Raw genomic sequence first — 13,718 nt, forward strand, 5'->3', positions numbered from 1 at the left:
ACTGGGTCAGGCTTCAGGCTGGCCCATGAATTAGATGTGATCAATAATATGGGCCGATCTGGAAATTGGCCCAGCTCTAGCTGAATGATTAAGCCTATTACACTTTCTGTCCTAGCCTTCCTGCTGGCTTTTAGTTCCTGCAGAACCAAACAGAGTCAGTCTGAAACGACGCAGACCACTGAACAACCGGTCATGGTTTCTGCTCCGGCCTTTAACGCTGATTCGGCCTATGTTTATATTGACCAGCAGGTGAAGTTCGGGCCGCGTGTACCGAACACACCCGCACATGTTCAGGCGGGCAATTATCTGGCGTCAAAGCTGAAGCAGTTTGGTTGTGAAGTCACCGAGCAAAACTTTGTGGCAACCACCTGGGACGGTAAAAAACTCAATGCGCGGAACATAATCGGTAGCATTAATCCCAAAGCCACCAAACGCATTGTGCTGGCATCGCACTGGGATTCTCGCCCGCATGCCGATCAGGACCCCGACGCGGCCGACAAAAATAAACCTGTCACAGCCGCTAATGATGGGGCTAGTGGTGTAGGAGTCTTGCTGGAACTGGCCCGCACGATTCAACAGAGTCAGCAAAAGCCAACCGTCGGCATCGATCTGGTTTTCTTCGATGCGGAAGATTGGGGTAATGGCGAAAAAGCAGCTAACGACTTCGAGAAAGAAAGCGGCAATCAGTATGATTACATAGGTTTCTGTCTGGGCTCCCGCTACTGGGCCAAAAACCTGCATAAGCCTGGCTATTCGGCCTATTACGGCATCTTGTTAGATATGGTTGGCGCCAAAGGAGCCACCTTTGCGAAAGAGGGCTTCTCCATGCAATTTGCCCCATCGGTAGTTAATAATGTCTGGCAAACGGCCAGCCGATCGGGTTACAGTCAGTATTTCGTCGATACGCAGGGCGGTCAGATCACCGACGACCACATTGCGCCCAATACCATCGCCAAGATTCCAATGATTGATATTATTCATACAAACATTGGCACGGGCGGTTTCTTTCCGGCCTGGCACACCGCCGAAGATAACATGAGTAACATTGACCGTGGTACGCTTAAAGCGGTCGGTCAAACCCTGTTGCAAGTGCTCTATAATGAGCAATAATAAATGAACACAAAGGCACACAAAACGCTGAGACAAATAACTTCAGCGTTTTGTGTGCCTTTGTGTTGAACTAGAAAAATCATGAAGGTTCTGTATATAGTATTCACGATCATTCTACTATCCGGCTGTAGTACTGTTCCTGATCAGTTTGGCAAATTGGATCTAAAAAAATGGCGTAGTGACAGGGGTGGTTGCAACGGCGTTCGGGCGACGCTCGTTCCAGCTTTTAAGGCTGAAATTCAGAACCTGAAAGGGAAAACAGCCAACACAATTGGGGATTTGCTGGGCCGACCTGATATCAATCAGATTGAGGATCGTAATCAGAAATTTTACATCTATTTTCTGGAGAAAGGGGCCCACTGCAATACACCAAGCGGCAAATCAACCAGTCGCTCAGTGGCCATCCGCATGAGCGCAATCGGCCTCGCCACTGAAATTACCTTTCAGAACGGTTTACCGTGAATAAGTTGACTTCCAGCTAGATTATACGTAAAACTTCTTCCGGAGTATCATTTCTTCTACCACATCCGGCACCATGTATCGAATCGAGCGATTGGAACGGATACTGTCACGAATAAACGTTGCCGATATGTCTAACAATGGCGATTCGACCAGCCGAACATTCGGATCGGCTTTAAACGGGCTTTCCTGCGCACGAGGCCGTGGATAAACATACAGGCCGTAGTACTCTAGAATTTTGTTGTAGTTTTTCCAGTTCGCAAACTGTTCCAGATTATCCTCCCCCATTATGAGCGTAAACGTATGCTGCGGGTATTTTTCACTGAGCCGGGTTAACGTATCGATCGTATAGCTAGGCTTGGGCATTGAAAACTCGATATCGGTCGCTTTCAAACGGCTATTGTCGGCAATAGCTCGCTCAACCATATCGAACCGATCAAACTCATGCAGAAGGCTCTTTGTCTTTTTGAAGGGATTTTGGGGAGAAACCACAAACCACACTTGCTCCAGGTCTGTTGTGGTGGCCATTGTGTTGGCAATAATCAAATGGCCAATATGAATAGGATTAAACGAGCCGAAAAATAAGCCAATTTTCATAGGAGCAATGAGCAGGAAATAAGGTATAAGTAGCGATGTTCACCCCTACTTCCCACCCCCAATTCGATTATATAACGGTTCCTTTAGCGGGTGCCTTGCCTTCCAGGACGAAATCATCGACGAGTTTCTGTGCCTTTTCCAGCGATGTATCTAACTCATCATTAACCAGAATTACATCGAAGCGATTCTTGAAGCTCATTTCAAAATGGACTTTGAATAATCGTTTTGACAGGCTTTCTTCCGTTTCCGAGCCACGCCCAATCAGACGTTGGCGAAGTGTTTCCTCATTGGGAACCTGTACAAAAACGGCCAGCGCTTTATTGCCGTAATACTCTTTTAGCTTTAAGCCGCCCTGCACGTCAACATCGAACAGAACATGCTTACCGTTGGCCCAAAGGCGTTCGATTTCTGATTTTAACGTCCCATAAAAAGCACCCGTATAAACTTCTTCCCACTCCACAAATTCATCGTTGTCAATCTTTTGCTTAAATTCTTCTGGCGTGAGGAAATAATAATCTTTACCATTCTCTTCGCTTCGCCCCCGGCGGTCGCGCGTACAGGCCGAAATGGAAAAGCCGAGATTATCGTTCTCGGCTAGCAAATGCTTGACAATCGTTGTTTTCCCGGAGCCAGAAGGGGCTGAAAAAATGATAAGTTTACCGTCCAAAGTGGGTGATGATTAATTGGGTAAATAAATTGGGGTAATTAAGGCTGCCTATGAAAGCATTTCCTTAATTACCCCAACTCGTATAATAATTACTAACTGAAACTCAGGATTTTAGATTTTATCGTCGCCACCAACTGATCGGGGCAGCACTTTTTTTCCATTCGCTTGGTCAATAATTCTTTTACTTCTTTTTCGAGATGGTACATCTCGATACAAGGTTTACAGGATTCAAGATTGACCTTTAATCTGGCGAGCTGCTGCTCGGTTGCCTCCCCGTCCAGAATTAATTGAATCATCTTCAGGCAGTCTGTCCTGTGACTGCAATGTTCTTTCATCTCAGGCTTTGCGTTGGATGAAGATGACGATGGTAACGACGTTTGCATTGGAAAAGTTTTATTTATTCCAAGAATAATAATACGTTAAGTTACTAGCAGAACCAAAATATGCGTAGAAAAAGTTCGGTTTATTCTTCATTTTCTTCATTATAACCCATTGATGATGCGTAATCACGCAATTTTTCTTTCAATAGGTTCCGGGCACGGTGTAAACGAGATCGAACTGTACCGATAGGAATGTCCAGAATCTTGGCCATTTCCTCGTACGTGAATCCTTCAATGTCGCAAAGAATAATTACTGTCCGAAAATCTACCGGCAACGAATTCAGGGCTGTTGCCACTTCGTCACCGATCAGATCAGAAACGGATTCGGCCCTCAGGTCGACGGTATGCTCAGCCTCGGCATCTTCAGAATTATAGGTCGTTTCAACGTCCTGATAATCTACCTTGGCTGGTTCCTTACTCTTTTTTCTATAATCGTTGATGAAGCTGTTCTTCAGAATCCGAAACAGCCATGCCTTTGCGTTAGTTCCTTGCTCAAAGGACGAAATGAATCGAAATGCCTTTAAATAAGTATCCTGAACGAGATCATTGGCATCGTCTTCGTCGGTTGTTAGGCGAAAAGCAAAGTTGTACATGGAGTCAATGTGGGGCATGAACTCCTTGTTGAAAATCCGATACTTCTGCTCATCGGTATAACCACGGGCAGGTGTGTCGGCCGAGGGCTGGTCAATAGGATCGCCGTCGGGTAGCAATTGGTCGTCGTCGCGAGTTGGCGTATCTGACATAACTTCTTGTATGGTCGCCATAAAAGTAAGAGTTAATTGCCTTTTACCGTCGGCAATACTCAACGAATTCGATAATTATACACAAGCAATTCGTTGAGTCGTATTAGCACTTGACTGCAAAAATCAATCCTTTGTTCAAAAAACGGCTCAAAATCAATCAAATATGACGATTTGGCAGTGAACGTTTAAGAATGATTCCATGTTAAACCGAATCAGCCGCTAGCCATTATCTGGCCAGCGGCTGATTCTCTTACTGATCTACGGGTTCTTAGACTCTTACAGATTTAAAATACCGCTTAAGCCAGGAATCGGCAGCTCTGACATACCATTCTGCCAAAAACTCCGCTTTTGTTTTAACCAGCGTATTAAATACAGTTGTATCAGGATTCAGAAGGCCATCCGTAACGGCAGCTTTAATCGTTGGCAACGGGTATACTGCAACCGAACCATTGGCAGCCTGCACTGCCGCCGAACGATCAAAAAAATCAACAGAACTGCTGTTATCACTTAATTGACGACCAATGTCCTGTAAGGTTCGAACCGATGCATCAATAGAGCATCCACTTGGTAAATTGTAGCCTTCGTCTACGCCCACAACGACAAACCGGTTTTCAATAACCAGTGCCGATGCCAGCAATGGCTGACCGTGAGCGGCCCATTGGCTCAGAGCTGGCTTCAACGTCTCTCCGATCACACGTACCTCTCCGTCCGAAAGGGGGCGGTTTGCCTGATAGACCCATACGCGGGCCTGATCGGGCAGTTTGTCAAAGTCAACGTACATTTTAATGATATAGGATGAATTAAGAACGATGACTGATTAACAAGGAAGGTATCACTTCCATTCACCATTCGAGCATTCTTTTACAATCCCTGCCCCTGGGCTATGAGTTCCGAAATATCATAAACCCGAACTGAATCTTCACGATTTTTATTTTTTACCCCATCAGACATCATAGTCATGCAGAATGGGCAGGCTACGGCAATGGTGTCAGCACCGGTACCGAGTGCCTCCTCAACGCGCTCTACGTTCACATCTTTTTTGCCAGGTTCCGGTTCTTTGAAATACTGCCCACCACCCGCTCCACAGCACAAACCATTGGCCCGTACTCGTTTCATCTCCACCAGATCGGCATCCAGAGCTGCCAAAACGTCGCGGGGAGCTTCATAGACTTTATTGGCTCGGCCCAGATAGCATGAGTCATGAAACGTAATTCGTCGTCCTTTAAACGACTGTCCATCCTTAACCCGAACCCTGCCTTCGTTAATAAGTCCCTGTAAAAACTGCGAATGGTGAATGACCTCATAATTTCCCCCCAATTCGGGATATTCATTCTTAAGCGTGTTGAAGCAGTGTGGGCAGGCTGTCACAATTTTTTTGACATTATAGCCATTCAGCACCTGAATATTCGACATGGCCTGCATCTGGAACAAAAACTCATTACCGGCACGACGGGCCGGATCACCCGTGCAGGCTTCTTCTGGCCCCAGTACGGCGAACTTAATGCCAACATGGTTTAAAATACGAACGAAGGCAATCGTTACCCGTTTATAGCGATCATCGAATGAGCCAGCACAGCCGACCCAAAACAGAATTTCCGGTTCTTCGCCCGACGCGGCCATATTGGCCATTGTTGGAACGGTGTATGTTTTTACTTCCTGTGTCATGATGTTGGTTCAAGGTTCATAGCCTGTTATTCGGCTATAAACTTATTTAGCGTCATTAACCTGATCGGCCCAATTGAAACGATCGCTCGGCGAGAATTTCCAGGGAGCCATGTTATTCTCAATATTACTGAACATGGCATTCCAGGAAGCGGGAGCCTGTGATTCTTCCATAACCCGATAGCGCCGTAATTGCAGGATTATATCCAGCGGATTAATATTGATCGGACAGGCATTTATACACGCCTGACAGGTGGTGCAGGCATTGAGTTCTTCGGCTGTTATGTAGTCGTTCAGGAGTGATTTATCGTCTTTATATTCATTACCATGCGTTTGCCAACCGCGCTGAATCTCCTCCAGGCGATCACGTGTGTCCATCATGATCTTACGGGGCGACAGCTTTTTACCCGTAATATTAGCTGGGCAGGCGGCCGTACAGCGACCACACTCCGTACAGCTATAGGCATTCATGAGGTTAATCCATTTCAGATCCTGCACGTCCTTAGCACCAAATCGGCCTACCTCAACGGGTTGTTCACCGTTGTCATTGACCTGTGATCCATCGGTAGTGACGGGCAATCCCAGGGCAAGTTGGACCTCTTTAGTAATTTCGGGCATGTTCTGCATTTCACCTTTTGGCTGAAGATCTGAAAAATAGACGTTCGGAAAGCCAAGTGCAATGTGCAGGTGTTTCGAGTAGGTAACATAGATCGCAAAGGCCAGAATACCCAGAATATGCAGCCACCAGGCTGTGCGTTCATAAGCTACCAGAGCCATATCGCTGAAAGTCAAAAAGAGAGGCTTCAGGTACTGACTGACTAAAAAATCAGGAACAATACCCTGTAGCTCACCATAATGCCCTACGCCCCGATCGCGTAATACGCTGTCAGATGCATTCCAGGTCAGGAAGGCAATCATCAAAAAAATTTCGGCCGTCAGAATAAGGGTTGCGTCAGAAATCGGCCATCCTCGCAATTCACGGTGTCGTTCAGCCTGTAGACGGCTAACCCGTGCAATAAACCGACGGCACAGAAATACAACACAGACCGCCAGGACCCCAAAGGCAAGAACCTCAAATACATCGATCAGGATCGGATAGATGGGCGTAATATAGGGAGCAAACAGCCGATGCGTGCCCAGAATACCATCTAAAATAATTTCCAGAATCTCAAGATTGATAATGATAAATCCGGCGTAGATAACAAAATGCATACTGCCAACCAGCAGATTGGTAAACATCTTTTTTTGGCCAAATGCCACCAACAGCATTGTTTTTAATCGTTCGTCGGGGTGGTCAAAGCGATTCTCTGGCCGACCAAGTTTAATCGCCCGTGAAATGAGTTGAATTCGTTTGGTTATGAACCAGGCCGTCGCAGCCAGAGCAGCGACGAATAAAATTTGTTGAAATATTTCCATTCGTTTAGGGACTTGTTTCGCCTGATAATCAGCAAAGTGATTCGGTAAACGGTACTTTAATAAAAAAAAACTCGTCAATATGTTGCAAAACCGCACTAACCACGTACTTTTGCACCCACGTTTAGGTGATGTAGCTCAGTTGGTAGAGCAAAGGACTGAAAATCCTTGTGTCGGCGGTTCGATTCCGTCCATCACCACCACCTTAACGTAAGCCTTTCCAATCGGAAAGGCTTTTTTTATTGTCTTTATAGCTCCCGTTAATTTCGGCAATTAGCTTCCTTCTCCACAAATTCAGATCATCGACAAATAGTATGCGTGCATACTATTTGTCGTCTTGGCAAAGATACTGCTTTCCATAAATCTTACAAGTAGAAGGATGGGTTGTTTTGGATTCTACGCCTATAGAACCGTATAATTCTCACACTATCTCGCCCTTATGTAAGAATATCTTTTGCTCATAATTAATGTAAATCAGCGATATGTAACTTTATTTGCATTTTTTAGCTATTAATCCACCAAACGTTTGAAAGCTCTATTTTTAGTAGCTGTTCTAAATGCGTCATTCCCTGACTCTTTACCTGTTTTACCTGATAGTAGTCAGATTCGCATTCGTATACCGAAAGCAGGCTGTTTATGGGCCGTAGGAGGAACGTCATTACTCACGCTTGGGTCTACGTATGTCTATCTTGAACGAACATGGTGGAATGGGGGGGGTGTCCCTTTCCATTTCGATAAAGGACGGGATTTAACGTATGCCAGTGGCCTCGATAAAGTTGCTCATCTGGCAGGTGGTATTTTTGTTTCAGAAGCTTACTACAATGCGTTTCGCTGGGCTGGTGTTGCCCAAAAGAAAGCCGAATGGCTGGCATTGGGATCGGCAGCTTTCGTGGAATTGGGTATTGAGCTGAAAGACGCCTATTCGCCAACCTATGGCTTCAGCTGGCGAGATGTTGCAGCTGGCACACTTGGTGGCTTCTGGCCGATGGCACAACACCGATCGGGATTTCTGCGGGATTCACAGTGGAAGGTTAGTTACTGGCAAAAGACATCAAAATATTTCGACGAGCGCGGTATTCCCCGACAACGATTCTCCATTGACGATTATCTGAATCAGACGTACTGGCTCTCGTTTTCGCCCGAACATTTCGGTGGTCAACATTGGCGGCAAATTTGGCCCGACTGGCTACAATTATCAATTGGTTTGGGGTTGGAAGCCGAAAGCTGGAGCATCCGCCACGACGGTCTGGGCGGGCGACACGAATGGTATTTATCCACCGATATAAACCTGATTAAGCTTTTAAAACCTCGTAGTACAGCCACCCGATTACTGCTGGGAATAATCAAATATATAAAGATTCCAACGCCCACTTTACAAATTGGACCGAAAGTACACTGGCACTGGCTTTACTTCTGAAGAGCATCGATTTCAATACCAATTGCCTGCATTAGCTGGCTGGCATTGAAGCTCTCACAGATACCATTACGAAGTTTATAATCGAACAATAATTCGCCATTGTGAAGATCGGACTGAAAATGGTAGTTTCGGACAAAATCGCTCGAATCTGTAAGCTGTCCGAGTTCAAGATCATGCGTCGATACAAAACCCGATGCCGTTGTGCGGTGTAGTTGTCTGATCAAGGCTTCTGCTCCCCGATGTCTATCGGCGGAATTGGTCCCCTTCAGAATTTCATCCAGGAAATACAATACCGGCAGGCGGGCCGTTGGTTGCTTTGACAGGCTGATAAGCGTCTGTAATCGTTTTAATTCAGCGTAGAACGACGATGTGCTCTCTTCGAGTGAATCCTGCGTACGCATACTCGTAAACACCCGTACAGGCGAGCAAACAAACCCTTCTGCGCTCACGACTGCACCTGCCAGAGCCAGCACAACGTTTGCCCCAACGGTACGCAGGAACGTGCTTTTCCCCGACATGTTCGAGCCCGTGATCAATATAGTTTGTCCATTGCCGGTTAGAGCGAGGGAGTTAGCAACACTTCGGTCGGGTGGCAGCAGGGGGTGAGCTGCCGATTTTATATCCAGAATAAATTGACCATCAATAATATCTGGTGTAGCGTAAGTTGGGTGCGCATACGAAAACCCAGCCAGACTATTAAGTGCTTCGAGCTCGCCCAATGCATCGAACCAGCGGCTGAGATGGGGGCCGTGTTCGTTTCGCCAACGCTCAAGCCGGAACAGGTAATGAACGTCCCACAAGGTAACAATACCAAAAAGCAGGTAGAAATAGGGATTACGTCGGTAGTTCAGTCCTTCTGTCAGTTGCGATAGTTGCCCAATTGCTTCCGAGGCCAACTGATCGGTTGATTTTAAGGCTTCCCCAATGGCCTGTAGCCGTAAGGCTTCACCCTTCAGTTGTTCAGCATGTTGAAACAAAGACCTGAATGATCGTAATGCAGCCGAAATCTCGAATGTCTGTTCACTTACTTCCTTCGCTCGCGCCGACGTTTGACTTAGCACTCCGCCATGAACGGCCAACGCAAGCAGCACAGCCAGGCCGGGTAAATAGCCCATTAGCCAGGCCACGAATAAACCTAGTGTAATCGCTGGGAATAAAAACCGTACACTATTGAGATAAGCCGGTAAAGGCGGAACGTCGGCCGTTGCCCATTTCACAAGCGCTTCCGGCGAGCGTGTAATCGTTTCTTCTGAATAGGCTAAAGCCTCAACCTGCTGTCGCCAATCGAGTTTTGTCTTTAGCTCAACCGATGCGAGTTGTCGAAGCCTGACTGCATCGGGACCGGCAGGCGTCTGAAGCCATGACGCCAGCCGATTCTGGCCCTCGTAGGTATGGGTGCGATTAAGCAACCGAAACAACGAATGTTTGCCGAAGACGTCCAGATCACCCGAGTAGAAATGGGTTGGATTAGCAAACTGATCTCCGGATTCTGGCCTTAAATACTGTCGTTTGAGCCGAGCGACTTCATCCTGATTAACAAAGGCCAGATGATGATTCAGGTTACGTTCATTGCGAATTGACTGGTGCTTTTTTAGCAGAAACAGAAAACCTGCCAGGCCAATCAGGAGGCTTACGGCGGCTCCCAATTGCTGATCGATCCGAATTAGTAACCAAACGACGATAATACTGCCCACAAACCAGACAAGGCGCCAAAATGCCAATTGATTGTATTGTTGATGAGCAACCTGTTCGGCTTTAATAAATTGTTGTTGTCGTTCCTGAAAGGTATTTTCAGTGGTCATATCGGTACTACAAAAAAATCGGCAGTGTCTCCACTGCCGACGGCGAGGGTATATATTCTTAAAGCCTTATTCGTATTTTCTACTACTTTGAACGATGGTGATTCCTTACTTATTACAATCCAGACAAACACCCTGAATCAGCAAATTCATCTCCTTCCGGTCATAACCTTCCGGCAAGGCAATGGCTGGAATCCGAACCTGATCTAAACAGGTTGTCTGCCCGCACGCTTCGCATTTGAAATGAACATGGTCATGGTGATGATGGCCGTGGGCACAGGTCTCGCGGCATAGGGCATATTTTGTTCCACCCTCATCATCGAGAACTTTATGTAGTAATCCTTTATCCAGAAACGTTCGTAGCGTCCGATAAATCGTTACGCGGTCATGGTCAGGGCCAAGACCGTTTTCGACATCATTATGCGCCAGTGCATGACCAGCGTTCAGAAACAAATCCAGCACTTCCTCCCGGCCATTTGTATGCCGAAGGTTAAAGTCTTTCAGGGTTTTCGCTGCTAAGGCCATTTCCGTTCAGGGTTGGTCGTTTATTATTTACCGTGTATAATCGGTAAACAACAAATGGTTATTCGATGGTTTCAAACTGCAATTTAACCAGATTCGCGTAGATCCCGTCTTCCTGAATGGCTAATTCATCATGTGTACCCGCTTCGGCAATCTGCCCTTCACGAATCACATAGATTCGATCTACCTTACGAATCGTAGCCAAACGGTGCGCAATAATGATCGTCGTTCGATTCTGCATCAGTTTGTCCAGTGCCTCCTGCACTAATTTCTCAGACTCCGCATCGAGCGAACTAGTTGCTTCATCGAGAATCAGAATAGCAGGGTCTTTCAGTATAGCCCGGGCAATGGCTATTCGCTGCCGTTGCCCACCGGATAATTTAACGCCACGCTCGCCCACAATTGTCTGAAAACCTTCTGGGAATGAGTCGACAAATTGAAGGGCATTGGCTTTACGCGCTGCTTCGCGCACTTCAGCTTCGGTGGCGCCGGGCTTACCGTATTGAATATTTTCCAGAATTGTGCCGCCAAAGAGCATGACTTCCTGAGGCACAACGGCGATGTTTCTCCGCAGTTCGGTGATGTTAAAACTCGCCAGATTCCGTCCATCTACGGTAATCTGTCCGTTGGCGGTTGCGTAATAGCGCATCAACAGTTGTACAATAGTCGATTTGCCGGCTCCGCTTTTTCCAACGAGCGCAATCTTACGCCCGGTAGCCACATCGAGGGAAATGCCTTTTAATACTGGAATATCGGGTCTGGACGGATACGAGAATTGTACATCCTGGAATTGAACATGACCCTGTACGGGTACAAATAGTGGCAGTTCTTCGTTGGCGTCTACTTCTGACGGTTCTTCCAGAATTTCGAGAATCCGTTCTGATGCACCAATCGTTCGTTGTAGCTGAGCGTATAAATCGCCCATACCCGCCACCGAACCCCCAATAAATGTTGTATAAACGATAAACGTCAGCAAGTCGGCAAAGGGCATTTCATTGGCCATTACCAACGAGCCACCGTACCACACCACACCGATGATTCCACCGAAGAGGGCGAAAATGATGAACGAAACGAAGACGCCCCGGAACTTAGCCGATCGAAGGGCTGTATCCACAACTTTATTTAAAGCCGTTCCGTAGCGATTGATCTCTATTTTTTCGTTCGTAAAGGCTTTAACGACATTTACGGATTGCAGTGTCTCTTCAACAATTACGTTAGCCTGTGCCAGCAGATCCTGTGCCTGCTTCGACAGCCGGCGAATAAACCGCCCGAAGAACATTGCGGCTACAATAATCATGGGAAACGTGGCCAGCATAAACAGCGTCAGTTTCCAGGAAACGTAGAAGATAATGGCCGTGCCAATGGTCAATGTTGCTACCTGCCGGAAAAGCTCGGCCAGTGTCAGCGTCAATACGTCCTGTAAAGACGAAACGTCGGCTGAGATACGGCTGGTTAATTCGCCCACACGCCGTTGCTCAAAAAACGGAATGGGTAATGTAATGATCTTGCTATAGGTAGCCCGACGTACATCGGCCATTGCCCGCTCACTTACCTGCGAAAAAAAGTAAATACGGAAGAACGAGAAAATAGCCTGCGCCACCAGTACACCGACAAAAAACAGGGTTACCTGATTAAGCGTAAACGGCGATTTTCCCTGAATAACGCTCGTAATCTGTCCAATTAGCAGACCAAAGCTCATTGTCGTGCCCGTTGACAGCACCAGAAACAGAAAGCCAATTATATACTGAATTCGATATGGCTTTATGAACCGGAAAATGCTCAATGCTTTTTTGATACCTTCCCGGCTTAACTTTTTCTTATCTTCTTTACTGGCTTCCTCGCCAAAATTTCGTTTTGCCATTAGTAGTAATTCTTCTCGATGACCTCTGTATGAGTTGTCGTTATTTGGTCAAAAATATTGTTCGTTCAACGGTGGAAAAATGATATGAATCAATTGTCTTTTTGACCTTTATAACCTGATTGTTCAAAAATCTGCCGGGCGTCGGCATTACGCATTAACTCTGCAATACCAACGCTTGCCTGTTTGTCATGATAGCGCCCAACAATTCGCCAGCCTAACCAGCGGCCAATAGCACCGGGACAACCCTGCCCTATCTCGGCCGTAAATGGCCGTTCGTTCAAATATCGCTGTTTTACCGCAGGATTCGTTTGGTATAATAACTGATTATCAATAAAATGCCCCCAGACCACATCCTGGGCATTAAACGTTTCGGTCAATTGTTTGTCTGAATATCCGATAACCAGACTGTCGGGCGTATTAGGCAGTATGGCTTTCGTAAATACGTAGCCTTTGCCATAATAGACCATATCGGCCAGCATCGTTTGGTCTGAGCGGGTCGTGGCATTGTATTTATCCGATATAGCAAAAATAATAGCCGGAACGATGTACTCTTTCTGGTAACGACGCAAAATATACTGTGGAAATTCAGGGCCTCGGGGGCGGTATTTAGAGGTTGGACCAGCGAAATAATCAATGCCTATAACGATCAGGCTATCGGTAATGACCAAATCCGGCCCGGCGAACCCCGTTACGAGCGTAGCGATTTTAGGTGAACGAAAATCAGGAAAGTCTTTTTTGATTTTCGTAAAGGCTTCGGCCAGTTGTTTTTTCAGGTCGTTCATGTCGCCAAATTCGGCTTCGACCTGTTTGTGTAATTCGTTCAACGCCGGATTCTTGATCCGGTTGGTCAATTCTCGGACGAGTGCCGTATCATTTCCGGCTCCATTCGCGTTAAAGTACAATTGAGCCACTGATGGATTCTGGTTCAGGAATGTCCGAACACCATCAGAAGACTTGGCCGAAAACAGTTGTTGGTCGAGTCGGATAAGCGTAATGTCTTCGTTTTTTGTACACGAAGCCAACAAAAACAGGCAAAAAAGCCCTACAAGGGCCGTCCATAGTCGCATGAAACACACTGGTTTTCTGTA

The 13,718-nt window shown here is 46.5% G+C and carries 14 protein-coding genes and 1 tRNA gene; 4 read left to right on the forward strand and 11 right to left on the reverse strand.

Going from position 1 to position 13,718, the window contains the following annotated elements; all coding sequences use genetic code 11:
- Nucleotides 1–84 precede the first annotated feature (84 nt).
- Both GJR95_RS30065 and GJR95_RS30070 read left to right on the forward strand, forming a co-directional pair.
- Nucleotides 85–1,110, forward strand: coding sequence for a M28 family peptidase (locus GJR95_RS30065; protein WP_162389377.1), 1,026 nt, complete (start codon nucleotides 85–87; stop codon nucleotides 1,108–1,110).
- A gap of 81 nt (nucleotides 1,111–1,191) precedes the next feature.
- Nucleotides 1,192–1,572, forward strand: a complete 381-nt coding sequence (locus GJR95_RS30070; protein WP_162389378.1) for a hypothetical protein — start codon at nucleotides 1,192–1,194, stop codon at nucleotides 1,570–1,572.
- Between the two features lie 21 nt (nucleotides 1,573–1,593).
- Here the strand turns inward: GJR95_RS30070 and nadD are convergent, their stop codons facing one another.
- The 7 genes from nadD to GJR95_RS30105 form a co-directional block, all read right to left on the reverse strand.
- The gene (gene nadD / locus GJR95_RS30075) at nucleotides 1,594–2,166 is read right to left on the reverse strand and encodes a nicotinate (nicotinamide) nucleotide adenylyltransferase (protein WP_162389379.1); all 573 of its coding nucleotides are present in this window, start codon (nucleotides 2,164–2,166) and stop codon (nucleotides 1,594–1,596) included.
- 67 nt (nucleotides 2,167–2,233) lie between these two features.
- Nucleotides 2,234–2,833: a guanylate kinase gene (gmk, locus tag GJR95_RS30080; protein ID WP_162389380.1), complete on the reverse strand. Its 600-nt coding sequence runs from the start codon at nucleotides 2,831–2,833 to the stop codon at nucleotides 2,234–2,236.
- Nucleotides 2,834–2,925: 92 nt separating this feature from the next.
- The gene (locus GJR95_RS30085) at nucleotides 2,926–3,168 is read right to left on the reverse strand and encodes a hypothetical protein (protein ID WP_162391917.1); all 243 of its coding nucleotides are present in this window, start codon (nucleotides 3,166–3,168) and stop codon (nucleotides 2,926–2,928) included.
- A gap of 128 nt (nucleotides 3,169–3,296) precedes the next feature.
- The gene (locus tag GJR95_RS30090) at nucleotides 3,297–3,977 is read right to left on the reverse strand and encodes a sigma-70 family RNA polymerase sigma factor (protein WP_232074101.1); all 681 of its coding nucleotides are present in this window, start codon (nucleotides 3,975–3,977) and stop codon (nucleotides 3,297–3,299) included.
- A 247-nt stretch (nucleotides 3,978–4,224) separates the two neighbouring features.
- On the reverse strand, nucleotides 4,225–4,737 hold the full coding sequence (locus GJR95_RS30095; RefSeq protein WP_162389381.1) for a hypothetical protein: 513 nt from the start codon (nucleotides 4,735–4,737) through the stop codon (nucleotides 4,225–4,227).
- 80 nt (nucleotides 4,738–4,817) lie between these two features.
- A complete protein-coding gene (locus tag GJR95_RS30100) occupies nucleotides 4,818–5,621 on the reverse strand; it encodes a (Fe-S)-binding protein (RefSeq protein WP_232540903.1) in 804 nt (267 codons plus the stop codon).
- Between the two features lie 42 nt (nucleotides 5,622–5,663).
- Nucleotides 5,664–7,034, reverse strand: a complete 1,371-nt coding sequence (locus tag GJR95_RS30105; RefSeq protein WP_162389382.1) for a 4Fe-4S dicluster domain-containing protein — start codon at nucleotides 7,032–7,034, stop codon at nucleotides 5,664–5,666.
- A gap of 124 nt (nucleotides 7,035–7,158) precedes the next feature.
- Between GJR95_RS30105 and GJR95_RS30110 the strand changes: the two genes are divergently transcribed.
- Both GJR95_RS30110 and GJR95_RS30115 read left to right on the forward strand, forming a co-directional pair.
- Nucleotides 7,159–7,234, forward strand: a tRNA-Phe gene (locus tag GJR95_RS30110).
- 323 nt (nucleotides 7,235–7,557) lie between these two features.
- The gene (locus tag GJR95_RS30115; RefSeq protein ID WP_162389383.1) at nucleotides 7,558–8,448 is read left to right on the forward strand and encodes a DUF2279 domain-containing protein; all 891 of its coding nucleotides are present in this window, start codon (nucleotides 7,558–7,560) and stop codon (nucleotides 8,446–8,448) included.
- Here the strand turns inward: GJR95_RS30115 and GJR95_RS30120 are convergent.
- From GJR95_RS30120 to gldB, 4 genes are all read right to left on the reverse strand, one after another.
- Entirely contained in the window at nucleotides 8,439–10,250 is a 1,812-nt protein-coding gene (locus GJR95_RS30120) for a MutS-related protein (RefSeq protein WP_162389384.1), read from the reverse strand. The two genes, GJR95_RS30115 and GJR95_RS30120, sit on opposite strands and share 10 nt — an antisense overlap.
- Before the next feature lie 105 nt (nucleotides 10,251–10,355).
- Entirely contained in the window at nucleotides 10,356–10,772 is a 417-nt protein-coding gene (locus GJR95_RS30125; protein ID WP_162389385.1) for a Fur family transcriptional regulator, read from the reverse strand.
- 58 nt (nucleotides 10,773–10,830) lie between these two features.
- Nucleotides 10,831–12,630: an ABC transporter ATP-binding protein gene (locus GJR95_RS30130; RefSeq protein WP_162389386.1), complete on the reverse strand. Its 1,800-nt coding sequence runs from the start codon at nucleotides 12,628–12,630 to the stop codon at nucleotides 10,831–10,833.
- An 89-nt stretch (nucleotides 12,631–12,719) separates the two neighbouring features.
- A complete protein-coding gene (gldB, locus tag GJR95_RS30135; RefSeq protein ID WP_162389387.1) occupies nucleotides 12,720–13,697 on the reverse strand; it encodes a gliding motility lipoprotein GldB in 978 nt (325 codons plus the stop codon).
- Nucleotides 13,698–13,718 lie beyond the last annotated feature (21 nt).

Origin of the sequence: Spirosoma endbachense (assembly GCF_010233585.1) — a bacterium.
Classification (GTDB): domain Bacteria; phylum Bacteroidota; class Bacteroidia; order Cytophagales; family Spirosomataceae; genus Spirosoma; species Spirosoma endbachense.